Source organism: Solirubrobacter deserti (genome assembly GCF_027587175.1).
GTDB lineage: Bacteria > Actinomycetota > Thermoleophilia > Solirubrobacterales > Solirubrobacteraceae > Solirubrobacter > Solirubrobacter deserti.
The window spans coordinates 1-22991 of record NZ_JAPCID010000029.1; the positions used below are offsets into that span (position 1 = coordinate 1).

Below are 22991 nucleotides of genomic sequence, written 5' to 3' on the forward strand. Positions count from 1 at the left end.
CCGCCGTTGGTGGACGGCGTCGGTGCGGGCGGCACGGCGACGGTCTGCGTCGGGGGCGGCGCCGCGGCCGCGGCCATCGCCGGCGCCGGGTGCGCCTTCGGCACGTGCGGCACGTGCGGCTCGTGCACGCCGGCGGCGCGCGCGAACGCGAGCGCGGCGACCTCCTCCGGCTTGAGCTCGACGACGCCGTTGGCCGGCGCCTCCGCTACAGGCGCGGCCTGCGCGACGGGCTGCGGGCGCGGCTGGGCGACGCGCTGCGGCGCCGGAGCGGGCGCGCGGCGCGCCTGCTCGGCCTGCTCGTACGCGTACTCGAGGTCTTCCGCGCGCTCGGGCATGCGCCCCGCCCATTGGCGCAGGCGCTTGACTTCGCGCGCCTGGGCGAAGTAGAGCAGGGACAGAACGGCCAGGCCGAAGAAGGCGGCGATACCGACGTACGCACCGTACTTCTCGACCTGCTCCTGAAGCGAGAACGCGAGGAAAAGCATGGAGCCGGGCCGAGAAGTCTAGGAGGCCGTGCCCCCGGAGCGTTCCGCGGGCGCGGTCCGGCCGGTCGAGAATTCGGACACGGCGGCGGCCAGCGCGGCCGCGTCGCCCTCGGCGACGAGCAGGCCGACCTTGTCGAAGACGTATTCCACCCATGCGGGTTCGACGCTCGGCCGCGCAGCCCTGCGGATCTTCTCCGCGGGCGTCGGCTCGGGCGTCTCGTAGGAGTTGAACAGCTGCTCGTGCAGCTTCTCGCCCGGCCGCCGGCCGACGATCGTGATCCCGATGTCGCGGCCGACCTTGAGTCCGGAGAACTCGATCATCTGCTTGGCCAGCTCCATGATCGAGACCGGCTCGCCCATGTCGAGCGCGTACACCTCGCCGCCGCGGGCCAGCGAGCCCGAGCGGATGACGAGCTGCACCGCCTCCGGGATGGTCATGAAGAAGCGCGTCATCTCCGGGTCGGTCACCGTCACCGGGCCGCCCGCGGCGATCTGGCGGCGGAAGATCGGCACCACCGAGCCCGAGGAGCCGAGCACGTTGCCGAAGCGCACCGCGCAGAACGCGGTCTCCGGGAAGCGCGCGTTGGCGGCTTCCACGGCCCACTCCGCGAGCGCCTTGGACGCACCCATGACCGTCGCCGGCGCCACGGCCTTGTCGGTCGAGATGAGCACGAAGCTCACCACGCCCGCCTCGCCCGAGATCTCCGTCAGCGTCCGCGTGGCGAGCGCGTTGTTGCGCACGGCCTCGATCGGGTTGGCCTCCATCAGGCCGACGTGCTTGTAGGCCGCGGCGTGGAAGACCACCTCGGGCTGGTGCTGGGCGAACACCTCCCGCATGCGCTCCTCGTCCTTGACGTCCGCGAGCACGGAGACCGTGGTCTTGACGTGGCGCTCGTCGACGAGCTCGCGCTCGATCTCGAACAGGTTCGCCTCGCTGTGGTCGACCAGGACGAGCCGGCTGGGGTTCACCCGGGCGATCTGGCGGCACAGCTCGGAGCCGATCGAGCCGCCGGCGCCCGTCACCAGCACGCGCCGGCCGGTGAGGTAGCCGCCGACCGACTTCTCCATCGTCACCGGGTTGCGGCCCAGCACGTCCTCGACGCGCACCTCGCGCAGCTGACGCGTGAGGTGGCTGCCGCCCTGCAGCAACTCGAACACGGTCGGGACGGTCTTGACCGGGACGCCGTGCTCACGGCAGGCGCTGACCACGCGCCCGCGCAGCTCGCCGGGCGCAGACGGGATCGCGATCATGACCTCGTCGGGCTCGTAGTCCGCGAGCACCTCGTCGAGGTCGTAGGTCGTGCCGAAGACGTCGCGGCCCGTCTTGTTGTCGTCGACGAAGCCGATCGGGCGCAGCCCGAGCTCCGGGTTCTTGACGAGCTCGTTCTGGAGCAGGTGCCCGCCGTCGCCCGCGCCGACGATCAGCACGCTGCGCGCGTCGCGGCGCACGCGCCAGCCCGTGATCGGCCGTACGTAGAAGAAGTGGACGGCGTAGCGCGTGCCGGTCAGCAGCGCGCCCGTGAGCAGGCCGAAGACCAGCAGCACGCCGGACGGGACCGTCAGCGGGCGCAGACCCTCGGACGAGTTGATCAGGACGGGCTGGACGATGACGACGTAGCCGATCAGCGCGAGGACCGCGAGGACGACGCCCTCGGCGATCTTCAGGTACTCGCGCTGGGACGAGTAGCGCATCCAGTGCCGGTACATGCCGACGATGACGAAGCACAGGACCGAACCGCAGACCGCGAACGCGAGCGTCCGCCAGAACAGGTCCGAGTACCGCGCCGGAATCTCGCCGTCGAACCGGAACCAATAGGCGAGGTAGTAAGCCAGCGCGACCAGCCCCGCGTCCAAGGCCAACTGTGGGGCAGCGTGGCGATGGATCGGAAAGGCCGCGCTACGGAGCCGGCGGCGCATCCCGAGCAGTGTATTGGGCGCTGCGGCGAGAAGACGTCGTGAACGACCGGGGAAGGGCTGCCGCCCTCCCGGATCCCCCGCTCAACGCACGAACAGATCCGTGAATACCGCCGGGTCGCGCCGCACGCGCTCCGCGGCGGCCCTTGAGCGCTTCTCGAGCACCACGTCCTCGGCGCGCTGGAGCCGGTGCATCCGGCCGGACGCGATCAGCGCCTCGTCGACCGCGCCGAGCCGCCCTTCGAACGTCGTCCACACCGGCGTGCCGAGTGCGACCGCCTCGCGGTTCATGGTCCCGCCGGCGCTGATCACCAGGTCCGCGTACGCGATCAGCGACTGCGCGTCGATCGCCTTCTCCGGCACGATGAACCCGCCCTCGCGCGCGAGCTCGTCCCGCTGGGAGTCCGTGCGCGGCAGCACGACGACCTGGCTGCCCTTGAGCCGCTGCAGCACCTGGGTGAAGACGGGCGCCTCGAAGCGGTGATAGAGCGAGACCGCGGGCGGGGTACGGACGATCGCGAGCGGCTGGGAGGCGTCCAGCCCGAGCTCGTCCAGCACGGCCGGGTCGGGCTCGAAGTCCGCCAGGTAGTACTCCTCCTTGAGCCCTTCGTACGGGCGCCACTTGGCCTGGGTGGTGCCGTACTGGGCGAGCCGGTCGAAGGGGATCGCGTCCGGGACGACCACGCGCGTCGCGAGCCGGCAGTTGATCGCGTGCTGCTGGCGGGCCCACTCGTAGTCGAACGCGGTCGCCGACGGGATCCGCAGCAGCTTCGCCGCCACCGAGATGTCGTTGGAGCCGTGACCGAGCGCGAGGTCGATTCCGCGCCCGCTCGCCCAGCGCACGAGCGCGCCCGAGCGCTGGAAGAGCCCGAGCCCCTTGGCCGCGAGCCGGCCGCCGCGGTGATGTCCGATCGCCGTGTGGTCGAGCCGGAAGCGCTCGAGCAGGCCGAGCGTCTGCGCGAAGTCCCGCGCGGTGATCAGCACTTCGTCGCCGCGGGCGCGCAGCGTCTCGATGACGGGCCGCATGACGAGCACGTGCGGCGAATTGGTGAGGTCGATCCAGACGCGCAAGGGCGGCCGCGCACTCTAGTGCCCGCGACTCGCCGCCACCGGCGAAGCCGGTCGGCACGAGTCGACAGCGATCACGTTCGCACGGACGCAGTCCCTCGCAACGTGATTGCCCGCAAGTATTCGTGCTGACCGTCGTTCGTGCGGATATGAACAAGCGCCTCATCGCCGGTCTCGCCGTCGCGTTTGCACTCGTCGGCGCTTCCTCCGCCCAGGCTCAATGGGCCCCGGCCAGCTCCGCCACGGTTCGTCCGGGCGTTCAGACGTACACCAACGGTGGTCAGTGCACCGCGAACTTCGTCTTCACGGCCGGAAGCGACGTCTACATCGGCCAGGCCGCACACTGCTCGTCGACGGGCGCGCAGACCGACACGGACGGCTGCATCGCCGAGAGCCTGCCGGACGGAACCGCCGTCGAGGTCACGGGCGCGTCCAAGCCCGGGACGATGGTCTACAACAGCTGGAACGCGATGCAGGCCGCCGGGGAGACCGACCCCGACACCTGCGCCTACAACGACTTCGCGCTAATCAAGCTCGACCCGGCCGACCACGGCAAGGTCAACCCGTCCGTCCCGACGATGGGCGGCCCGACCGCGCTCGGCGACACCACGGCGCTCGGCGACACGGTCTACAGCTACGGCAACTCCTCGCTGCGCCAGGGCATCACGCTGCTCTCGCCCAAGCTCGGCAAGAGCCTCGGCGCGCAGGGCGCGGGCTGGACGCACCTCGTCTACACCGTGACGCCGGGGATCCCGGGCGACTCCGGCAGCGGCTTCATGGACGACCGGGGCAACGCGTTCGGCGTGCTCTCGACGCTGCAGCTCGCGCCCGTCGCGGCCTCCAACGGCGTCTCGGACCTGGCCAAGGCGCTGGCGTACGCGCGCAGCCACGGCGGCCCGGACGTGACGCTGGCCAAGGGCACCGAGCCGTTCACCGGCTCGATCATCGGTTGATAGATCAACTGCAGGCTTGACGGCCCGGCGGCGCGGGACTTACGCTCTCGACAACGGCCCGCGCCGCCCCGTCGAAGCCATGTTCACCTCTCAATCCCTGCGAGCCGTACCCAAGCCTGGCTCCGTCGGGTTCAAGGAGCACCGGCTCGACGACGTGGTGCACCAGATCGACGTCGCGGGCGCGCTCGAGGACACCGGCGAGCTGAGCCGCCGCATCGAGGCCGCGCTCGCCGGCGGTGTCCGCTGGCTGATCCTCGACCTCAGCGAGGCGGCCGTGGTGTCCGACCTCGTACTCGAGGGCCTCGTGGACGCCGCGGGCGCGCTGCGCGCCCGCAAGGGCGAGCTGATCGTCGCCGGCGCCCAGCGCCATGTCGCCCAGCGGCTCGCCGCCTACGACGTCGCGCACCGCCCGGCGGTGGCGGCGAACGTCGACCAGGCCGTGATGATCCTCAAGATGCTGCGCCCGAAGACCGACATCCGGCGGGCCAAGCAGCGCATCACGTCGCTGACGCTGCCCCGCATCGAACCCAAGATTTGAAGTCGACCGCGCAGGTCGTGGCCCTGGGGTTGGTCCAGGGCGTGACCGAGCTGCTGCCGGTGTCGTCGTCGGCGCACATCGGCGCCGTCCCGCGTCTGCTGGGCTGGGAAGTGGCGGACTGGCCGCCGGCGCGCCGCAAGGAGCTCGAGGTCGCGCTGCATACCGGCGCCGCGCTCGCGCTCGCTCCGTTGTTCTGGCGGTTGCGGCCCGACGCCAAGACGCTCGCGCTCTCGCTCGCCCCGCCCGTGGTGATCGGGGGCCTGTTCGAGCGCGCGATCGAGGAGCGGCTCGGCGGGCCGACGGCGCTCGCGGCCGGGCTGGTGGGTGGCGGGGTCGTGATGGTGGTGGCGGATGCGTGGGCGGACTGGTCTGGGCCTCGGCGGGAGGGACAGGGCTGGGCAACCCAGCGCGCAACCGCGTGGTCAGCCCTGCCCCGCGGGGCGCGGTGTGGCTGGGGCCGCGGCGGGGAGGCGCGGGCGCGGGGGCTCGCGCTCGGCCTTGCACAGGCGGCGGCGCTGGTGCCCGGCGTGTCGCGGTCCGGCGCGACGCTCGCCTCCGCGCGGGCGCTCGGGTACTCGCGGGCGGAAGCCTCGAAGCTCTCGTTCGGCGTCGCCGGGCCCGTGCTCGTCGGCGCGACCGCGCTGAAGGCGTGGCGCGGACGCCGCACCGCGGATCGTCGCCTGCTCGCCACCGGGATCGCAGCGTCGTTCGTGGGCACGCGCGCGGCGCTGCGGCTCTTCGGCCTCGAGCGCGGGCCGCTGTGGCCGTTCGCGCTCGAACGAGCGGCGCTCGCGGGCCTCGTGCGCTACGGTCGGCGGCCGTGAGCCCCGACGCGTACGCCCAAGCCGGAGTCGACCAACACGGAGCGGACCGCGCCGTCGCCGCGCTGGTGTCGGTCCTGCGCACGATCGACCCCGGGCGCGCGTCGCGCAGCCGCCTCGCGAGCGGCCACTACGCCGCCGTGCTCGAGGTGGCGCCGAACCTGGGGATCGCGGTCGGGACGGACGGCGTCGGCTCCAAGCTGATCCTCGCCGAGCAGACCGGGCGCTACGACACCGTCGGCGTCGACTGCGTCGCGATGAACGTCAACGACGTCGTGTGCGTCGGCGCCGAGCCGATCGCGTTGCTCGACTACCTGGCCGTCGAACGCGCCGATCCGGACGTGATGGAGCAGATCGGCGTCGGCCTCAAGAAGGGCGCCGAGCTCGCGGGCGTCGAGATCCCGGGCGGCGAGGTCGCGATCCTGCCCGAGCTGATCCGCGGCCACCCGTCGCCGAACGGCTTCGACCTCACGGCCACGTGCTTCGGCACGGTCGCGCTCGACCAGCTCGTCACCGGCGACAGGATCGCCCCGGGCGACGCGCTGATCGGCGTGCCCAGCAGCGGCCTGCACTCGAACTCCTACACGCTCGCGCGCAAGGTCGTCGAGGACCTGGACCTGAACACGCCGTTCGAGGGCGGCACGCTCGCCGACGCGCTGCTCGAGCCGACGGTGATCTACGTGCGCGCCACGCTCGAGCTCATCCGCAGCGACGTGGACGTCCGCGGGCTCGCCCACATCACCGGCGGCGGGCTGCTGAACCTCACGCGCCTGAACGAGGGCGTCGGCTTCGCGATCGAGGACCCGCTCCCCGTCCCGCCGATCGTCGCGTTCGTCATCGAGCGCGGGAAGATCGCGACCTCCGAGGCGTGGGAGGTCTTCAACATGGGCTGCGGCTTCGTCGCGGTCGTGCCCGACGGGGACGCCGACGAGGCCACCGAGCGGCTCGCCGCGCACCACCCCGGTGCGCGCCGGATCGGCACCGTCACCGGCGACGCCGGCCGCGTCACCGCGCCCGGCTACCCATCGTCGCCGGGCGCCTCCGGCGGCTGATCGCCGCTCGTGGTCTGATTCGCCTCGGGCGGGAGCCCGCTCTCGGGCGCGGGCGCGCTGGGCATGCTCTCGTCCTGGCGCATCTGCTCCCAGTTCTCCCTCACGTCGGCGATGTCCTCGCCCAGCTGCTCGTTGCGCTGCTCGAGCTGATCCGCCTCCGCCTCGAGGCGATCCACCTTGTCCTGGTGCTCGGTCATGGGAGACCGGCTACCCGTTTTCCTCCTCCGAGCGCGCGCGCTCGTCGAGCTTGGACTGCAGGTAGGCGTGCTTGTCGGCGCGCCGCTCGTGGATGCGCTCCTCGCGCAGCACCTCGGAATCCCGGGCCTGCTCGCGCTCGGCGTGCTCGCGCTGCAGCTCCTCGAGCCGCAGCTCCTCCGTCTTGGGGTCCGCCATAGGACGGCGGACGTTACCCGAGTCGGACGTACCCGATGGCGGGGCGGGCGCCGGGCGCGTAGGAGCGCCGGGCGACCTGGTCGGAGGAGTTGCCCTCGATCGTGTTGATGGTGCCGTCGGGGCCGACGGACTCCACGACGCCGATGTGCTCGTCCCAGACGATCAGGTCACCGGGCTGCGGCTTGACGTCGCCGCCCGTGTTCGGCACGGCCTTGCCGGACTTCTGCGCCCACGCGTAGACGTCGTCGACGCGGCCGAAGCCCTGGCCGTTGTCGCCCAGCGGCACGCCCGCCTCGCGGGCGGCCCAGGAGGTGAAGTACGCGCACCACGGGCCGACGCCCGAGCCGGCCGTGGCCTGGCGGAACTGCGCGATCCGCGGCGAGTCGTTGGAACCCATCGGCTGCTCCTTGACCCCGACCTCCTTGGCGACGAGGTTGACGATGGCCTGGCCGGCGTTCGTCGAGGAGGCGGCCGGCGTCGCGCTCGCGAGCTGCGCCGTCGTGCCCGCGCTGCTCAAGGCGGTGGAGAACGTGGTCGACGCCGCCGCGGGAGGGGTGGCGGCGGCCGGAGCGGGGGCCGGAGCCGGCTGCGGCGACATCAGCGCCTGCAGCTGCGACATCCGGGCGAGAACGACGTCGAGGCTCATCTGCAACACGTGTCGGCTCCGGGAGCGCATCGCTTTAGCCCGGTTGTCCGTACGATGAACCGGACATGGGCGATCAGCAGGGGCGCGCACCGGAGCCCTACCTCGTACCTGACACCGAGCGGCGCTACCAGACCCCGGGCCGCCGGATCACCGACCAGCGCGCGCACCAGCGCGAGGGCGTCACGGGATGCCGGATCATCGAGCTGCCGCGGCACGCCGACCCGCGCGGGAACCTCACGTTCATCGAGGGCGGGCAGACGATCCCGTTCGACATCCAGCGCATCTACTACCTCTACGACGTCCCGGGCGGCGAGTTCCGCGGCGGGCACGCGCACAAGGAGCTCCAGCAGCTGTTCATCGCCGCGTCCGGCTCGTTCGACGTGGTCGTCGACAACGGGACCGAACGCGAGCGCTTCCGCCTGAACCGCTCCTACTACGGGCTCTACGTCCCGTCGATGATCTGGCGCGAGCTCGACGACTTCTCGTCGGGCTCGGTGTGCCTCGTGCTGGCCTCGACGCACTACGACGCCGAGGACTACTTCTACGACTACGACGAGTTCAAGGCGGCCGTCACGTGAGCGTCGGGGTCCGCGTCCCGTTTTTGGAGCTGCTGCCCGGGACGCAGGAGCTGCGGCGGGAGCTGGACGCCGCCGTCGAGCGCGTGCTCGACTCGGGCTGGTACCTGCTCGGCGCCGAGCTGGACGCGTTCGAGGCGGCGTGGGCCGAGCACTGCGGCGCGCAGCACTGCGTCGCGGTGGGCAGCGGGCTCGACGCGCTGCGCTTCATCCTCGAAGCCCGCGGAATTGGCCCCGGCGACGAGGTGCTGGTCCCGGGCCAGACGTTCATCGCCACCTGGCTGGCCGTCAGCGCCATCGGCGCGACGCCGGTTCCGGTCGAGGTGGACGAGGCCCACCACACGCTCGACCACGAGGCCGCCGCGGCCGCGATCACCGAGCGCACGGCCGCGATCCTCCCGGTCGACCTGTACGGCCATCCCGCCGACCACCGCGCGCTGCGCGAGCTCGCCGACGCCAACGGACTGCTGCTCGTCGACGACGCCGCCCAGGCCCACGGCACGCGCCTCCACGGCAAGCCCGTCGGCACGTACGCGGACGCGGCGGCGTGGAGCTTCTACCCGGGCAAGAACCTCGGCGCGCTCGGCGACGGCGGCGCCGTGACCACCGACGACGCCGACCTGGCGGCACGCGTGCGGCGCCTGCGCAACTACGGCAGCGCACGCCGCTACGAGCATGTCGAGGTCGGCTACAACAGCCGCCTGGACGAGCTGCAGTGCGCGGTCCTGCGCGTCAAGCTCGGCCACCTGGACGCGTGGAACGCGCGTCGCGTGGCCGTCGCCGAGCGCTATCTCGCCGACCTCGGCGGGCACGTGACGCTCCCGGTCGTGCGGGCCGGCGCCGACCCGTGCTGGCACCTGTTCACCGTCCGTCACGAGCGCCGCGACGCGCTGCGCGACCACCTCGAAGCGGCCGGCGTGCAGACCCTGATCCACTACCCGATCCCGCCGCACCGCCAGGGGGCGTACGCCGGCACGGCGCTCGCCGACGCCCACCTCCCGGTCTCCGACGCGATCGCCGGCACCATCGTCTCGCTGCCGATCGGCCCGCACCTCTCCGACGCCGACGTCGACCGCGTGATCGAGGCCGTCGCGTCCTTCTAGACATCCATGCTCCAACCGCTCCCTGAGAACCCGACGGTCAGCGTCTACGCGTTGACCTACAACCACGAGCACTTCGTCGCCGACGCGATCGAGAGCGTGCTGGCGCAGAACTGGCCGCAGGACCGCCTGCAGTTCGTGCTGCTCGACGACGGCTCCACGGACCGCACACCCGAGCGCGTCGAGCCCTACGCGGACCGGCTGACCTACGTCCGCCAGGAGAACCAGGGCATCAACGCCGCCGTCACGCGCCTCGTCAGCCTGGTGGACGGCGACGTGCTGATCCCGCTCTCCGGCGACGACATGCTGGCCGCGGACCGGATCGAGCGCACCGTGCGGTACTTCCGCGAGCACCCGGATGTCGGGATGGTCTACGGCGACATGGAGGTCATCGACGAGCACGGACGGCAGCTGATGCCGTCGGTCAAGGACGAGGAGCCGCCCACCGGGCAGGTCGCCGGCCGGCTGCTCGGTGGGAACTTCGTCAGCGGCGGCGCGCTCGCCGTGCGCGGCGCGCTCAAGCCGGCGATGCTGGGGATGCCCGCGGAGGCGGCGTGGGAGGACTGGTGGTTCGCGTGGGCGCTGACGAACGTCGCACCGATCGGCTACATCGACGCGCCGCCCGTCTACCGCTACCGCCGCCACCGCAGCAACTTCATGTTCGGGCTCGCGCGCCGGGACCCGAAGCAGGCGCTCGACCGGCAGGTCGTGGAGTTCCCGTTCCGCCGCTACCTGCTCGGCAACGCGCGGCCGGGGACCTGCACCCCGCGTGAGCTGCTGGAGGCCGTCGACCAGTTCCGCCGACTGAACCGGCTCGTGCGTGACGCCGGCCGGCCGCAGGAGGCCATCTTCGCGGTCACGGACGCCGAACGCGACGCCGCGGATCGCCTGACGGCCATGGCGGCGGCGCTCACGACGCGCGCGCCCGTGCTCGCCGGGTTCGCGGCCGCGGCCGCGCTCGCCTGCGACCCGCTCCACGCCGGCGCGTACCGCGCGCTGCACGCCGTCGCTGGGCTGCCCAGCACCCCGCCGCGGTTCTTCGACGACGTCCGCACCGTCACCGTGTTCGCGGAAGCGGAGGAGCTGGCCGCCGATCCCTCGCTGCTGCGGACCTACGCCGGCGTGATCGGACCCGCCGACGACGTCACGCTCGTGACGGTCGCGCGCGAGTGGGACGGCGCGCGCCTCGGCGCGGAGCTCGGCCCGCTGGTCGAGGAGATCACCGGCGAAGCCACGCCGGACATCCTCGCCCTGCCGGCCGACGCGACGGCCTGGGTCGCGGCGTTGACGCAGACCGACTGTGCGCTCGGCCTCCGGGACTGGCCCATCCCCGGAGTGATCCGCTTCGACGAGGGCGAGGCCTTGCGCGAGTTCGTCGAGCGGCGCCGCCGGGCGCCGCTGCGCCGCTCGTGACGGACCGGCCGCCGAGCGGCGCCTGCCTGCTCGCGGGAGCGGCCGGCACCGCCACCGCCTACGGCCTGCTGCGCTCGGTGCGGGAGCGCTGGGGCGCCGCGGTACGGCTCGTCGCCGCCGACATCAACCCGCCGCACCTCGTGGCCGCGACCACGCTCGCCGACGCTTCCCATCAGGTTCCGCTCGCCGCCGACCCGGGCTTTCAGGCGCGCATCGTCGAGCTGGTCGCGGCCGAGGCGGTGACGGTCTGGTGGCCGGTGCTCGACGCCGAGATCGTGATCGCGGCGGACCTGCGCGAACGCGGGCTCCTGCCCGCCGGCGTGGCCGTGGTCGCGCCCGCGCGCGCCACCGCGGAACTCTGCTTGGACAAGCAGGCGGTCGCGGAACGGCTGCAGGCGCTCGGGCTTCCGACGCCCGCGACCTGGCCGCTGGCGGACGCGCCGTGGGACCCGGCGGGGATCGTCGTCAAGCCGCGCAGCGGCTTCGGCAGCCGTGGGCTGCGGATCGCCGAGAGCGAGACCGAGCTGGAGGAGATCCGGCGCGCGGCCGAGCCCGGCCTGGTCGCCCAGCCGCGCCTGCGCGGCGACGAGTACACGATCGACGCGCTGCGCACGCGCGACGGATCGACCCGGGCCGTCGCGCGCGAGCGGATCGAGACCAAGGCGGGCGTGAGCACGAAGGCGCGCGTGTTCGAGGACGCGGTGCTGACCGAGCTCGCCGCGCGGCTCGCGGACGGCCTCGAGCTCACCGGCCCGTTCTGCTTCCAGGTCATCGACGGCGCGATCACCGACGTCAACCCGCGCCCGGGCGGCGGCACGCGCATGACCGTGGCCGCGGGCGTCGACCTGCACTGCGCCGCGCTCGCCGACGTCTGGGGGCACATGCTGGAGCTGCCGCCGCTCCCGCGCGAGCGCTTCGTTGTGCGCCACTGGGAGGAGAACGTCCTCTGAGCGTCCTGGCGCTCGACTTCGACGGGACCCTGGTCGGCTGCCGCGACCGCCAGCTCGCGGCGCTCGAGCGCGCGCTCGACGGCCGGCCCGCACCGGACCTCGACGCGTTCTGGCGCGCGAAGACGACCGGCGCCTCGACCGTCGCCGCGCTGACCGGGCTCGGCGTCTCCGAGCCCGACGCGCGCGCGATCGCGACCCGCTGGGTGGAGGTCGTCGAGGACCGCGACCTGCTGGCGCTGGACCCGCCCGTTCCGGAGCTCGACGCCGCGCTCACGGCGATCGCCGCCGCCGGGCTCGACGCCGCGATCGTGACCGCCCGCCGCGACGCCGCCGCGGTGCGCGCCCAGATCGACGCGCTGGGCCTGCGGCCGGCGGCGGGCGTCCACGTGGTCTCCCCCGCGTCCGCGGCCGCCGAGAAGGCCGTCGTGCTGGCCGAGCTCGGCGCGGTCGGCTTTGTTGGCGACACGGAAAGCGACGCGGCCGCCGCGGCGGCCGCCGGTATACCCTTCGCGGCGGTCGCGGGAGGTCAGCGGGACGAGCAGTGGCTGGCCCGACACGTGGCCGGAGCCGTTCATCCCAGCGTCCTGCACGCGGTGCGGGCGCTGCTCGAAACGAAAGAACGATGACCGATCCCTCCACCGAGACCGAGGCGGAACGCCTCGAACGCGTCGCCGCCGACTCCTGGTACGCCCAGGGCGTCAACGCCGCCACCATCTACTACAGCGGCCGCATCTTCGCCCGCCACTGGCGCGGCGACAGCTGCCTCGAGCTGGGGCCCGCCGAAGGGCTGATGACCGAGCAGATCGCGCCGCACTTCCCGCGCCTGGTGCTCGTGGACGGCTCCGCGAGCTTCGTCGCCCAGCTCAAGGAGCGCTACCCCGACGCCGAGGTGCACGAGGCCCTGTTCGAGGACTTCACGACCGAGGAGCGCTTCGACACGATCGTGCTCGGCCACGTCCTCGAGCACGTCGAGGACCCGGTCGCGATCCTGCGCCGCTGCCGCGACGAGTGGCTGGCGCCCGGCGGACGCGTGCTGATGGCGGTCCCCAACGCGCGCTCGCTGCACCGCCAGGCCGCGGTCATCATGGGCCTGCTCAAGGACGAGTTCGAGTTCAACAAGAACGACCTTCACCACGGGCACCGGCGCGTGTACACGCCGGAGGGCCTGCGCTCGGACGTGCTCGCCGCCGGCCTGAGAATCGAGATCTTCGGCGGCTACTGGCTCAAGCCGCTGTCGAACTCGCAGCTCGAGCAGGACTGGACGCCCGAGATGATCGAGGCGTTCATGGCCCTGGGCGAGCGCTATCCGGACATCGCGGGCGAGATCTACATCGTCGCGGGCGCCGACTAGAACGCAGACGGGCGGCCTCGAAAGGCCGCCCGCGCGATCCGTCCCTCGGTGGGGTATGTGTGGGTCGCCCTCCAGCAACCCTGTATGTACCGCGAACCGCGAGTGGAGGGGGGCGGGGAAGCCCGTATTTGACTCCTGCAGCGCCGTCCGTGGCTAACCGAGGTATTCGGCAGCCGCGGACGGACCTGTAGGAAGAATTTTCAGACGCCGGCGCGGGCGTTCACGGCCTCGCGCAGCACGGCGGCCCAGGGCTCGGCGGCGCGCGGGAAGCTGCGATGCTCGGCTACGTACTCGCGCGCCGCGCGGCCGATGCGCTCGCGCTCGGCCTGGTCGTCGACCAGCCGCAGCAGCGCCGCCTCGGCCTCTTCGGGCGTCTCGGCGTGGACGCCGGTGACACCGTCCTCGATGTCGGGATAGACCTCGGGGTGGGCGACCAGCGGGACGCCCAGCGCGCTGCACTCGAGCCAGCGCAGGTCGCTCTTGCCGCGGAACTGGTTGTTGCCGGCCGACGGCGCGAACGAGATGTCGAACAGCGTCATGGACGCGGGGTAGGTCTCGATCCCGGCAACCGGGTACGAGATCGCCCGCTCCGGGCCGAACTCCTGGACGAAGACCGCCGCGGCGGGATGGCCGACCGAGACGAAGCGCACCTCCTCGCGGGCGCGCATGACGTTGCGGATGGCCGGCTCCCAGCGCGCCAGCGACGCCTTGTGGCCGACGCCGCCGGCGAAGCCGAGCGTCACGCCCTTGCGCTCGGGCTTGTTCCAGCCGTAGCGAAGCAGGTCGATGCCGTTCGGGCACGCCCACGTGCGCGGGCTGTGCGCCTTGTAGCGGCGCGCGATGTAGTCGTTGGTGCCGATCAGGCCGTCCATCGCGCTCATCGCGGTCTCGAGGTCCTGCAGCCGGTCCTTGCCGAACTGGTCCGCGAGCTCGTGCTGCTTGTTGCGCCGCGCGCCCTGCAGGTAGTCGTCGATCTCGTACAGGAGCGTCACGCCCGCCTCGCGCAGGCGCCGGATGTGGGGCAGCCACGCCTTCGCGCTCGCGTACTGGATGACGATGACCTCGAAGCTCTCGAAGTCCTCGATGTCCGGCGGCGGGTTGCCGAGGCCGCCGGTGATGACGAGCTTGCGGCCGTCGTTCTGCGTGCCCCAGGTGGCGTACTCCGCACCGAGCGACGCCGCGGGGAGGAAGCAGCGGTAGTAGGCGACGGCGTTCGCGCCGGCGCCGCCGACGCCGAGGAACAGGGTCTTGGGAATGTCCTGCATCAGACGATCTCCGGGCTCCAGCGTCGGAACGTTACACCCGAGTGCTTGACGCGCAGGCGATGCGCGGACGGCAGCTCGTCGTGCGGCTCGCTGTCGACGGGCGCCAGCCCACGGGCGCGCACGCTCGGCTCGAGCACGCACTGGCCGCCCGCCTCGCTCACGCGCAGGCAGAAGTCGAGCGCCGCGTGCGGGCCGTCGAGCAGCTCGTCGTAGCCGCCGACCTCGTCGATCCAGCGCCGGCGCACGAGCTGCAGCTCCGAGCTGACCGGGCACAGCAGCGGCTCGTGGACGTCCAGCAGCTCCTGCGGGACGTTCCGCAGCCGCGCCGCCCACGTGCGCCGGAACACGGAGAAGAAGTAGCCGGCCTGCCGGATCGTGCCGCCGGCCTCGGTGACGGCACCGCCGGCGACCGCGGCGAGCTCGCCGTCGGTGCCGGTGCGCGCGCGCAGCCGGTCCAGCCAGCCGCGCGCCTCGAAGATGAGCCCCGGGTTGACGAGGCAGGCGTCCATGTCGTGCGCGGCGGCGACGCTGAGGCCGACGTTCAGCGCGGCGGAATGGCCTTCGCCGTCCTCCTGGAGGACGTAGGCGCATTCGAGCTCGTTGGCGGCGACCTCGATCAGCTGCGCCTGCGGAGCGGGCGAGCGATCGTCGATCACGAGGGTCGGAGTGCCGGGCGCGCTCGCCTGGAGGGAGACGAGCGTCTGGAGGATCGGGTCGATCTCCTCGCTGGTCTCGGCCCGCACGGGGACGACGATGAGGGTCGGATCGGGTTCCACGTCTGCAACATCGGATGCCCGCAATGCGGGCTTGAGAGACGTGAGATTAAGAGATGTGTGCGGGCCCCTCCGAAGAGGGACCCGCGCACGAGTGCTACTAGCGGAGGAGCGAGAGGACGCCCTGCGGGGCCTGGTTGGCCTGCGCCAGCATCGAGGTGCCGGCCTGCTGCAGGATGTTCAGCTTCGTGAACTTGGTCATCTCAGCCGCCATGTCCACGTCACGGATCCGCGACTCCGCGGCCGTGAGGTTCTCCTGGTAGGTCGCCAGGTTGTTCAGACGGTGCTCCAGGCGGTTCTGAATGGCGCCGTAGGTGCCACGCTGCTTGGAGACGTTGTCGATCGCCGACGTGAGGTCGGTCAGCGACATGCCCTCGAGCGCCGAGGCGACCTGCGTCGCCGTGGAGCCGGAGGCGGAGAACGCCGTGACGTTGGCGATGCCGCTCGCGGTCGAGGCGCCCGACAGCGGAGACGTGGCCATCGAGATGGTCTCGCCCTGGTCAGCGCCCACCTGGAAGGTGAACGACTGCGTGCCGTCGAGGAGCTTCTTGCCGTTGAACGACGTCTGCGTGAGGATGTTGCTGATCTCCTCGGAGATCTGCTTGACCTCGGCGCCGATGGCGTCCTTGTCGGACGTGTCGAGCGTGCCGGCACCGATCTGCACGCGCAGATCGCGGACGCGCTCGAGCATGCTGTGCACCTCGCCGAGGGCGCCTTCCGCGGTCTGGACCAGGGAGATGGCGTCCTGAGCGTTGCGCTGCGCCTGGCCGAGGCCGCTGATCTGGGCACGCATCTTCTCCGAGATGCCCAGGCCGGCAGCGTCGTCCGCGGCGCGGTTGATGCGGTAGCCGCTGGAGAGCTTCTCCATGGCCTTCGAAGCCTGCGCGCCGGTGGCGGACAGCGTGCGGTGCGCGTTGAAGGCTTCGATGTTGTTCTGGATACGGAGGCCCATGATCTAACTCCTTGTTCGATCGGGTTGCTGAGGGCAGGAAAGCGAGGCGACTCCCTGTCGCCTCACACAAAAAGATCGGCCCCGAGGGGCCGATCTTTAGGGCACTTTCTGAGATTTTTCGGGGGCGCCGAGGCGCCCCCGAGAGTCACTGCTAGCGGAGCAGGGAGAGGACGCCCTGCGGGGCCTGGTTGGCCTGCGCCAGCATCGACGTACCGGCCTGCTGCAGGATGTTCAGCTTCGTGAACTTGGTCATCTCAGCCGCCATGTCCACGTCACGGATGCGCGACTCCGCAGCCGTCAGATTCTCCTGGTAGGTCGCCAGGTTGTTCAGACGGTGCTCCAGACGGTTCTGGACCGCGCCGTAGGTGCCACGCTGCTTGGAGACGTTGTCGATCGCCGACGTGAGATCGGTCAGCGACATGGCCTCGAGGGCCGTCGCGACCTGGGTCGACGTCGAAGCCGCGGCCGAGAAGGCCGTGACGTTGCCGACGCCGCTGACAGCCGCGCCGCCCGAGAGCGTCGAGGAGGCCAGGGAGATCGTCTCGCTCGCGTTGGCGCCGACCTGGAACGTGAAGGCCGAGCCGGCCGAGCCGTCGAGCAGCTTCTTGCCGTTGAACGACGTGTTGCTCAGGATGTTGCTGATCTCCTCGGAGATCTGCTTGACCTCGGCGCCGATGGCGTCCTTGTCGGTCGTGTCGAGCGTGCCGCCGCCGATCTGCACGCGCAGATCGCGGACGCGCTCGAGCATGGAGTGAACCTCGCCCAGGGCGCCTTCGGCGGTCTGAACCAGCGAGATCGCATCCTGCGCGTTGCGCTGCGCCTGACCCAGACCGGAGATCTGCGAACGCATCTTCTCGGAGATACCGAGGCCGGCCGCGTCGTCGGCGGCACGGTTGATGCGGTAGCCGCTGGAGAGCTTCTCCATGGCCTTGGACGCCTGCGCGCCGGTGGCGGTCAGCGTGCGGTGGGCGTTGAAAGCTTCAACGTTGTTCTGGATACGAAGGCCCATGATTCAACACTCCTTGTTGATCGGGATGTAGGGCTTGTCGAGGCGACTCCCTGTCGCCTCACCCAAGATGATCGGCCCCGAAGGGCCGATCTTGAGGACAGATGTGTGACTTAGCGGAGCAGGGAGAGGACGCCCTGCGGGGCCTGGTTGGCCTGCGCCAGCATCGACGTACCGGCCTGCTGCAGGATGTTCAGCTTCGTGAACTTGGTCATCTCAGCCGCCATGTCCACGTCACGGATGCGCGACTCCGCAGCCGTCAGATTCTCCTGGTAGGTCGCCAGGTTGTTCAGACGGTGCTCCAGACGGTTCTGCACGGCGCCGTAGGTGCCACGCTGCTTGGAGACGTTGTCGATCTGCGTCGTGAGGTCGGTCAGCGACATGGCCTCCAGGGCCGACGCGACGGTCGAGGCGGTGCCGGACGACCACGTCGTCACGCTGCCGACGCCGGTGGCGGCGGTGGACAGCGTCGAGGACGCCATCGAGATCGTCTCGCCGTTGTCGGCACCGACCTGGAAGGTGAAGCCGTTGCTGCCGTCGAGCAGCTTCTTGCCGTTGAAGGACGTCTGGGAGATGATGTTGCCGATCTCCTCGGAGATCTGCTTGACCTCGGCGCCGATGGCCTCCTTGTCGGACTGGTCCAGCGTGCCGCCGCCGATCTGGACGCGCAGGTCACGCACGCGCTCGAGCATGCTGTGGACCTCGCCCAGCGCGCCTTCCGCCGTCTGGACCAGCGAGATCGCGTCCTGCGCGTTGCGCTGCGCCTGGCCGAGGCCGCTGATCTGGGCACGCATCTTCTCGGAGATGCCGAGGCCGGCGGCGTCGTCGGCCGCGCGGTTGATGCGGTAGCCGCTGGAGAGCTTCTCCATGGCCTTGGAGGCCTGGTTGCCGGTGGCGGTCAGGGTGCGGTGCGCGTTGAAGGCTTCAACGTTGTTCTGGATGCGAAGGCCCATGGTCAACACTCCTTGTTGATCGTGGTGAGGGCTATTTCAGAAGCGACTCCCTGTCGCCTCAAACACGAAGATCGGCCCCGAGGGGCCGATCTTTAGCGCACTGCGTAAATTGTCGACGCGGGGACTAGCCCTTGAGCAGCGAGAGCACGCCCTGCGGGGACTGGTTGGCCTGCGCGAGCATCGAGGTGCCGGCCTGCTGCAGGATGTTCAGCTTCGTGAACTTGGTCATCTCAGCCGCCATGTCTACGTCACGGATGCGCGACTCGGCCGCCGTGAGGTTCTCCTGGTAGGTCGCCAGGTTGTTCAGACGGTGCTCCAGGCGGTTCTGGATCGCGCCGAAGGTGCCACGCTGCTCGGAGACGTTCTCGATCGCCGACGTGAGGTCGGTGAGCGTCATGGCCTCGAGCGCGGAGGCGACCTGCGAAGCGGTGTTGGCGGAAGCGGAGAGCGTCGTGACGTTGCCGACGCCGTTCTGCGCCAGCGTGCCCGACAGCGTCGAGGACGCCATCGAGATCGTCTCGCCCTGGTTGGCGCCGACCTGGAACGTGAACGAGTTGCTGCCGTCGAGCAGCTTCTTGCCGTTGAAGGAGGTGTTCGTGAGGATGTTGCTGATCTCGTCGGCGATCTGCTTGACCTCGGCGCCGATGGCCTCCTTGTCGGAGGTGTCGAGGGTGCCGTTGCCGATCTGGACGCGCAGGTCACGCACGCGCTCGAGCATGCTGTGGACCTCGCCCAGCGCGCCTTCCGCCGTCTGGACCAGCGAGATCGCGTCCTGCGCGTTGCGCTGCGCCTGGCCGAGGCCGCTGATCTGGGCACGCATCTTCTCGGAGATGCCGAGGCCGGCGGCGTCGTCGGCCGCGCGGTTGATGCGGTAACCGCTGGAGAGCTTCTCCATCGCCTTCGAAGCCTGCGCAGACGTGGCGCTGAGCTGACGGTGCGTGTTGAAGGCTTCGATGTTGTTCTGGATGCGAAGACCCATTGCGGGAGGACTCCTTGTGAGGAACTACGGCGACTCCGTGTCGCCTCTGACGGACACGACATGTGTCGGTCATCCGTCCGAGCTCCTTTAGTCCTCCACAACGACAGCTGCCCCCCGGTCCGCTTTCGGACCGAGGGGCGCTGTGCACTGCTGGCTTGGCTTAGCGCAGGAGCGAGAGGACGCCCTGCGGGGCCTGGTTGGCCTGGGCCAGCATCGAGGTGCCGGCCTGCTGCAGGATGTTCAGCTTCGTGAACTTGGTCATCTCAGCCGCCATGTCCACGTCACGGATGCGCGACTCCGCAGCCGTCAGATTCTCCTGGTAGGTCGCCAGGTTGTTCAGACGGTGCTCCAGACGGTTCTGGACCGCGCCGTAGGTGCCACGCTGCTCGGAGACGTTGTCGATCGCCGAGGTGAGGTTGGTCAGGGACAGACCGGCCGCCTCGAGGGACGTCACGGCCGCGCCGGCGTTCGCCGCGCCCGAGAGCGCCAGGACCTCGGTGAGGCCGCCGCCCGCGATGGCCGCGGTCGACAGCGTCGAGGACGCCAGGGAGATCGTCTCGCTCGCGTTGGCGCCGACCTGGAACGTGAAGGCCGAGCCGGCCGAGCCGTCGAGCAGCTTCTTGCCGTTGAAGGACGTGTTGGTGAGGATGTCCTTGATCTCGGTCGCGATCTGGATGACCTCGGCGCCGATGGCCTCCTTGTCGGAGGTGTCGAGCGTGCCGCCACCGATCTGGACCTTCAGGTCTCGCACCCGCTCGAGCATGGAGTGAACCTCGCCCAGCGCGCCTTCGGCGGTCTGAACCAGCGAGATCGCATCCTGCGCGTTGCGCTGCGCCTGACCCAGACCGGAGATCTGCGAACGCATCTTCTCGGAGATACCGAGGCCGGCCGCGTCGTCGGCGGCACGGTTGATGCGGTAGCCGCTGGAGAGCTTCTCCATCGCCTTGGACGCCTGCACGCCCGTGGCGGTCAGCGTGCGGTGCGCGTTGAACGCCTCAACGTTGTTCTGGATACGAAGGCCCATGGTCAACACTCCTTGTTGATCGTGGTGAGGGCTATTTCAGAAGCGACTCCCTGTCGCCTCAGCCGTAGTAGTCGGTGCCTCTCCGCGGTTCTTGAGGTGATTTCTTGGGCGGTCGTCTTGCTGACCGCTCGTCCACCTCGCGCCGCTTCTCCTCACGCTGGCGGCGCGCCTCCTCCCGCTCGGCGGGGGACAGCAGGCGCGGCTTGTCGACGCGCTCGATCGCGCCCGTGCTGGGGTCGCGGCGGATGACGCGGTAGATCGGGTCCATCAGGAGGCGGCCTGCTCGGCCTGGTCGGCGGCGAGCTTCTCCATCCGCTCCTGATGCGCGCGCATCTGCTCGCGGCGGTGCTCGGCGACCTGCTCGAGCTCGTGCATGAGGATGTGGCGCCAGACCATGATCGCGCAGCGCCAGACGACGATATTCACGACGATACCGGCCACCAGCGCGCGCCAGACGGCGTCGAAGAGCTCCTGGTCGCCGACGACGTTGAGCACGAAGACGAGCACGAACGCGATCAGTGCGGCGCGCGTGCGGGCGCGGCGGATGCCGGCCTTCGCGCGCGGGTGCTGGGAGAGCGAGACGAGCGCCTCGGCCTTGGCCTCCTCGCCCTTCTTCGCCTTGTCCTTCTTGTCCTTCTTGTCGGCCATCAGCGTCCTCGCGCGGCGCGCAGCGCCTGGACCTCACGGTCGCGGATGTAGCGCATCAGTCGATCTTCGTCGGCGCGGGCGATCCCGTCCATCCGGATGCCCTTCTGCTCGGGCTCGTTGCCCGCGCGCACGACCCGGCCGAGCGCGCGCAGCGGCGGCCCTTCGGGCAGCTGGAGCTCGACGCGCACGTCGACGCCCAGCGGGAGGTCCCACTTGTCCTGGATCTGGATGCCAGAGCCGGAGATGTCGACGGTTGTCGTGTCCCCGCCCACGGGCTCGTCGACGCCGCGCACGCTGACGTCCAGGAACGCCTCGATGCGGACGAACTCGCGGCGCTGGATGCGCTCGACCTCGCCGCGGAGCGCGATCACGAGCGAGCCGTTGCGGTCGGCCTTGAGCGTGCCCGGATAGCGGAAGATCCCGCGGCCGGACGTGACCTCGACGGCCCAGTCGCCGCCGATCGTGCGCGCGATCCGGTCGTCCTTGACGGCCAGGGCGACGGTGACGCTCCCACCGTCCGACTGCTCCACGGTGCCCGGGAGCATCCCGATGTGGAGGTGACGGACGACGACGTGCTGGCCCGCGGCCAGCTGCGAGACAGGAGCGGTCACAGCAGCCATTATCAGGGAAGCAGCTGCGCGGCCAACGCGCCGGGATCCGCGGGCGACGCGCCGTCACGCGAGCAGACATACGACAGCGGCCGCCCGGCCGACAGTGCGAGCTCGAGCGGAGCGCCCGGGCGCGACGTCTCGTCGGTGTGCGTGAGCGCGACGTGGGTCGGGGCCAGCGGCGCGAGCGCGGCGGCGACCTCGCCCGCGGCCGCGGAGGAGATCGTGGCCGGCAGCGCCATGTGCACCTCGGCGCCGAGCGCCTTGAGGTCCGCGGCGAGTGCCTTGACGTCCGCCGCCTTCGAGCTCGGACCCGTCGCCGGCGTGTCGATCAGCGTGACCAGCGGCTCGCGCGCGGCCAGGCGCTCGATGGCCTGCTCCGCGTCGGCGGCGGCGATCACGCCGACGCCGAGCGGCTGCAGGCGCTGCGCGAGGCTGCCGCTACCGCGCAGCTCGATCACGGCCACCTCGGCGCCGGCGGCGGCGTAGGTGGCGGCCAGGTGGGCGACGGCCGAGGACTTGCCCGAGCCGCCACCGCCGACGATCGCGATCGTGCGCGGGTTCGGGCCGAGCGGCGCCGGCGTCGGGATGCGGCGCGCGAACACGGCCCGGACGAGCCGCTTCATGTTGCGCGGCGCGGAGAACGGCAGCCCGTGGGTGACGGCCTCGCCGACGACGTCGGCCGCGAGCGCGGGGCTGATGCCGGCGGCGACGAGCCGCTCCTCGGCGGCGTCCGCGGACGGCGGACGCGGGATGCCGGTGGCGCGCGCGGCGGCGGCAGGAACAGGCGCGGCGGGGATGTCGAAGCGCGGTGCCGCTTCCTCGACCTCGACCGTGGGCGACTCGGCCTCGGGCGCCTCGACGACCGGCGGCTCAGGCAGCGGCGGCTCGGCCACCGGCGGCGGCGGGGGCGGCGTGACCGGCTCGTCGGCGACGGGCGGCGGCGTCACGGCCTCGGGCTCAGGCGCGGGCGGGACGATCGGCTCCGCCTCCGGCGCCGGGGCGGCGGGCTTGGGCGCGACGTCCTCGATCGCGGACCGGTTCGGCTGCGGCCCGTACAGGCCGGCCGACGCGGGCGGCTCGGGCTCGGCCGTGGGCGCGGAGCGGTCGCGCATGCGGCGCGGCGGCTCCGGCTCGGGCGCGAACGACGACGTGTCCGGCGAGAAGCTGGCGGAGAAGGTGTCCTCCTCCATGCGCGAGTCGCGCGCGGCGGCGGCGAGCGCGTCGGCGAACGGGGTCGCCTGCTCGAACAGGGCCTGGACGGCGGGTGAGGACAGGCCCTCAGCGGTCGCGCGGTCCGAGCGGATCTCCAGCCCGCGCTCGCTGGGCAGCGGGGCCCGGGCGTCGACCTCCACGAACGGGCGCTGGAAGAAGCCTCCGGCCTTCTTGTCGCGACCTTCCCGGCGGCGCAGGACGATCGCGTCCGGGCCGAGTTCGGCCCGGATCTGCGGCAGCAGCTCTTCCAGGCTGCGCCCGCGGAACGTCTTGACGTCGTCGGAACCGTTGCTCGTGGAGGCTTCCATT

The 22991-nt window shown here is 71.3% G+C and carries 26 protein-coding genes and 1 pseudogene; 10 read left to right on the forward strand and 17 right to left on the reverse strand.

Features of this window, described 5'->3' with window-relative positions; genetic code table 11:
* From OJ962_RS19555 to OJ962_RS19565, 3 genes and pseudogenes are all read right to left on the reverse strand, one after another.
* Positions 1–485: pseudogene (locus tag OJ962_RS19555) on the reverse strand (hypothetical protein); the annotation flags it as partial.
* Between the two features lie 18 nt (positions 486–503).
* Positions 504–2345: a polysaccharide biosynthesis protein gene (locus OJ962_RS19560; protein ID WP_238931576.1), complete on the reverse strand. Its 1842-nt coding sequence runs from the start codon at positions 2343–2345 to the stop codon at positions 504–506.
* Positions 2346–2483: 138 nt separating this feature from the next.
* Positions 2484–3470, reverse strand: a complete 987-nt coding sequence (locus OJ962_RS19565; protein ID WP_202954506.1) for a DUF354 domain-containing protein — start codon at positions 3468–3470, stop codon at positions 2484–2486.
* Positions 3471–3616: 146 nt separating this feature from the next.
* Here OJ962_RS19565 and OJ962_RS19570 point away from each other — a divergent pair, with 146 nt between their 5' ends.
* The 4 genes from OJ962_RS19570 to purM all read left to right on the forward strand — a co-directional run bounded on the left by OJ962_RS19570 (position 3617) and on the right by purM (position 6831).
* The gene (locus tag OJ962_RS19570; RefSeq protein WP_202954507.1) at positions 3617–4420 is read left to right on the forward strand and encodes a serine protease family protein; all 804 of its coding nucleotides are present in this window, start codon (positions 3617–3619) and stop codon (positions 4418–4420) included.
* A gap of 79 nt (positions 4421–4499) precedes the next feature.
* A complete protein-coding gene (locus tag OJ962_RS19575; protein WP_202954508.1) occupies positions 4500–4958 on the forward strand; it encodes an STAS domain-containing protein in 459 nt (152 codons plus the stop codon).
* A gap of 17 nt (positions 4959–4975) precedes the next feature.
* Positions 4976–5782 carry an undecaprenyl-diphosphate phosphatase gene (locus tag OJ962_RS19580; protein WP_202954509.1) on the forward strand — a complete coding sequence of 269 codons (807 nt, stop codon included), beginning with the start codon at positions 4976–4978 and terminating at the stop codon, positions 5780–5782.
* Entirely contained in the window at positions 5779–6831 is a 1053-nt protein-coding gene (gene purM, locus OJ962_RS19585; protein WP_202954510.1) for a phosphoribosylformylglycinamidine cyclo-ligase, read from the forward strand. The genes OJ962_RS19580 and purM overlap by 4 nt, the downstream gene beginning before the upstream one ends.
* Here purM and OJ962_RS19590 read toward each other — a convergent pair.
* From OJ962_RS19590 to OJ962_RS19600, 3 genes are read right to left on the reverse strand one after another with little or no spacing between them, the layout of a single operon-like run.
* Positions 6798–7028 (reverse strand): hypothetical protein, encoded by a 231-nt coding sequence (locus OJ962_RS19590; RefSeq protein WP_202954511.1) that lies wholly within the window; start codon positions 7026–7028, stop codon positions 6798–6800. The two genes, purM and OJ962_RS19590, sit on opposite strands and share 34 nt — an antisense overlap.
* Before the next feature lie 10 nt (positions 7029–7038).
* A complete protein-coding gene (locus tag OJ962_RS19595) occupies positions 7039–7224 on the reverse strand; it encodes a hypothetical protein (RefSeq protein WP_202954512.1) in 186 nt (61 codons plus the stop codon).
* A 13-nt stretch (positions 7225–7237) separates the two neighbouring features.
* The gene (locus tag OJ962_RS19600) at positions 7238–7870 is read right to left on the reverse strand and encodes a CHAP domain-containing protein (protein ID WP_202954513.1); all 633 of its coding nucleotides are present in this window, start codon (positions 7868–7870) and stop codon (positions 7238–7240) included.
* A gap of 146 nt (positions 7871–8016) precedes the next feature.
* Here OJ962_RS19600 and OJ962_RS19605 point away from each other — a divergent pair, with 146 nt between their 5' ends.
* From OJ962_RS19605 to OJ962_RS19630, 6 genes are read left to right on the forward strand one after another with little or no spacing between them, the layout of a single operon-like run.
* Positions 8017–8448: a sugar 3,4-ketoisomerase gene (locus OJ962_RS19605; RefSeq protein WP_407697526.1), complete on the forward strand. Its 432-nt coding sequence runs from the start codon at positions 8017–8019 to the stop codon at positions 8446–8448.
* A complete protein-coding gene (locus OJ962_RS19610; RefSeq protein ID WP_202954515.1) occupies positions 8445–9548 on the forward strand; it encodes a DegT/DnrJ/EryC1/StrS family aminotransferase in 1104 nt (367 codons plus the stop codon). The genes OJ962_RS19605 and OJ962_RS19610 overlap by 4 nt, the downstream gene beginning before the upstream one ends.
* Before the next feature lie 6 nt (positions 9549–9554).
* Positions 9555–10958, forward strand: a complete 1404-nt coding sequence (locus OJ962_RS19615; protein WP_202954516.1) for a glycosyltransferase — start codon at positions 9555–9557, stop codon at positions 10956–10958.
* Entirely contained in the window at positions 10955–11908 is a 954-nt protein-coding gene (locus tag OJ962_RS19620; protein WP_202954517.1) for an ATP-grasp domain-containing protein, read from the forward strand. The genes OJ962_RS19615 and OJ962_RS19620 overlap by 4 nt, the downstream gene beginning before the upstream one ends.
* A gap of 5 nt (positions 11909–11913) precedes the next feature.
* Positions 11914–12534 (forward strand): HAD family hydrolase, encoded by a 621-nt coding sequence (locus tag OJ962_RS19625; RefSeq protein ID WP_270006553.1) that lies wholly within the window; start codon positions 11914–11916, stop codon positions 12532–12534.
* Entirely contained in the window at positions 12531–13259 is a 729-nt protein-coding gene (locus OJ962_RS19630) for a class I SAM-dependent methyltransferase (RefSeq protein WP_202954518.1), read from the forward strand. Before OJ962_RS19625 ends, OJ962_RS19630 begins: the two co-directional genes overlap by 4 nt.
* A 200-nt stretch (positions 13260–13459) precedes the next feature.
* Here OJ962_RS19630 and OJ962_RS19635 read toward each other — a convergent pair whose 3' ends face one another.
* From OJ962_RS19635 to OJ962_RS19685, 11 genes are all read right to left on the reverse strand, one after another.
* A complete protein-coding gene (locus tag OJ962_RS19635) occupies positions 13460–14524 on the reverse strand; it encodes a glycosyltransferase family protein (protein WP_202954519.1) in 1065 nt (354 codons plus the stop codon).
* Positions 14524–15300: a glycosyltransferase family 2 protein gene (locus OJ962_RS19640; RefSeq protein ID WP_202954520.1), complete on the reverse strand. Its 777-nt coding sequence runs from the start codon at positions 15298–15300 to the stop codon at positions 14524–14526. The genes OJ962_RS19635 and OJ962_RS19640 overlap by 1 nt, the downstream gene beginning before the upstream one ends.
* A gap of 97 nt (positions 15301–15397) precedes the next feature.
* A complete protein-coding gene (locus tag OJ962_RS19645; protein ID WP_202954521.1) occupies positions 15398–16249 on the reverse strand; it encodes a flagellin N-terminal helical domain-containing protein in 852 nt (283 codons plus the stop codon).
* A gap of 151 nt (positions 16250–16400) precedes the next feature.
* Positions 16401–17258, reverse strand: coding sequence for a flagellin N-terminal helical domain-containing protein (locus OJ962_RS19650; RefSeq protein WP_202954522.1), 858 nt, complete (start codon positions 17256–17258; stop codon positions 16401–16403).
* A gap of 110 nt (positions 17259–17368) precedes the next feature.
* Entirely contained in the window at positions 17369–18208 is an 840-nt protein-coding gene (locus OJ962_RS19655) for a flagellin N-terminal helical domain-containing protein (protein WP_202954523.1), read from the reverse strand.
* A gap of 124 nt (positions 18209–18332) precedes the next feature.
* Positions 18333–19187, reverse strand: a complete 855-nt coding sequence (locus tag OJ962_RS19660; RefSeq protein WP_202954524.1) for a flagellin N-terminal helical domain-containing protein — start codon at positions 19185–19187, stop codon at positions 18333–18335.
* Positions 19188–19347: 160 nt separating this feature from the next.
* Positions 19348–20211 (reverse strand): flagellin N-terminal helical domain-containing protein, encoded by an 864-nt coding sequence (locus tag OJ962_RS19665; RefSeq protein WP_202954525.1) that lies wholly within the window; start codon positions 20209–20211, stop codon positions 19348–19350.
* Between the two features lie 58 nt (positions 20212–20269).
* The gene (locus tag OJ962_RS19670) at positions 20270–20479 is read right to left on the reverse strand and encodes a hypothetical protein (protein WP_202954526.1); all 210 of its coding nucleotides are present in this window, start codon (positions 20477–20479) and stop codon (positions 20270–20272) included.
* Positions 20479–20859: a hypothetical protein gene (locus tag OJ962_RS19675; protein WP_202954527.1), complete on the reverse strand. Its 381-nt coding sequence runs from the start codon at positions 20857–20859 to the stop codon at positions 20479–20481. Before OJ962_RS19675 ends, OJ962_RS19670 begins: the two co-directional genes overlap by 1 nt.
* Positions 20859–21470, reverse strand: a complete 612-nt coding sequence (locus OJ962_RS19680; protein ID WP_202954528.1) for a flagellar brake protein — start codon at positions 21468–21470, stop codon at positions 20859–20861. Before OJ962_RS19680 ends, OJ962_RS19675 begins: the two co-directional genes overlap by 1 nt.
* 11 nt (positions 21471–21481) lie before the next feature.
* Entirely contained in the window at positions 21482–22990 is a 1509-nt protein-coding gene (locus OJ962_RS19685; RefSeq protein ID WP_202954529.1) for a hypothetical protein, read from the reverse strand.
* Position 22991: the final 1 nt, after the last annotated feature.

What these genes read in the sequence shown, in the direction of transcription:
- OJ962_RS19650 (WP_202954522.1), bottom strand. Translation starts at nt 17,258, where the DNA reads ATGGGCCTTCGTATCCAGAACAACGTTGAAGCTTTCAACGCCCACCGC.
- OJ962_RS19575 (WP_202954508.1), top strand. Translation starts at nt 4,500, where the DNA reads ATGTTCACCTCTCAATCCCTGCGAGCCGTACCCAAGCCTGGCTCCGTC.
- OJ962_RS19595 (WP_202954512.1), bottom strand. Translation starts at nt 7,224, where the DNA reads ATGGCGGACCCCAAGACGGAGGAGCTGCGGCTCGAGGAGCTGCAGCGC.
- OJ962_RS19655 (WP_202954523.1), bottom strand. Translation starts at nt 18,208, where the DNA reads ATGGGCCTTCGCATCCAGAACAACGTTGAAGCCTTCAACGCGCACCGC.
- OJ962_RS19615 (WP_202954516.1), top strand. Translation starts at nt 9,555, where the DNA reads ATGCTCCAACCGCTCCCTGAGAACCCGACGGTCAGCGTCTACGCGTTG.
- OJ962_RS19645 (WP_202954521.1), bottom strand. Translation starts at nt 16,249, where the DNA reads ATGGGCCTCCGTATCCAGAACAACATCGAAGCCTTCAACGCGCACCGC.
- OJ962_RS19570 (WP_202954507.1), top strand. Translation starts at nt 3,617, where the DNA reads ATGAACAAGCGCCTCATCGCCGGTCTCGCCGTCGCGTTTGCACTCGTC.
- OJ962_RS19675 (WP_202954527.1), bottom strand. Translation starts at nt 20,859, where the DNA reads ATGGCCGACAAGAAGGACAAGAAGGACAAGGCGAAGAAGGGCGAGGAG.
- OJ962_RS19630 (WP_202954518.1), top strand. Translation starts at nt 12,531, where the DNA reads ATGACCGATCCCTCCACCGAGACCGAGGCGGAACGCCTCGAACGCGTC.
- OJ962_RS19665 (WP_202954525.1), bottom strand. Translation starts at nt 20,211, where the DNA reads ATGGGCCTTCGTATCCAGAACAACGTTGAGGCGTTCAACGCGCACCGC.
- OJ962_RS19670 (WP_202954526.1), bottom strand. Translation starts at nt 20,479, where the DNA reads ATGGACCCGATCTACCGCGTCATCCGCCGCGACCCCAGCACGGGCGCG.
- OJ962_RS19600 (WP_202954513.1), bottom strand. Translation starts at nt 7,870, where the DNA reads ATGAGCCTCGACGTCGTTCTCGCCCGGATGTCGCAGCTGCAGGCGCTG.
- OJ962_RS19635 (WP_202954519.1), bottom strand. Translation starts at nt 14,524, where the DNA reads ATGCAGGACATTCCCAAGACCCTGTTCCTCGGCGTCGGCGGCGCCGGC.
- OJ962_RS19660 (WP_202954524.1), bottom strand. Translation starts at nt 19,187, where the DNA reads ATGGGTCTTCGCATCCAGAACAACATCGAAGCCTTCAACACGCACCGT.
- OJ962_RS19590 (WP_202954511.1), bottom strand. Translation starts at nt 7,028, where the DNA reads ATGACCGAGCACCAGGACAAGGTGGATCGCCTCGAGGCGGAGGCGGAT.
- OJ962_RS19685 (WP_202954529.1), bottom strand. Translation starts at nt 22,990, where the DNA reads ATGGAAGCCTCCACGAGCAACGGTTCCGACGACGTCAAGACGTTCCGC.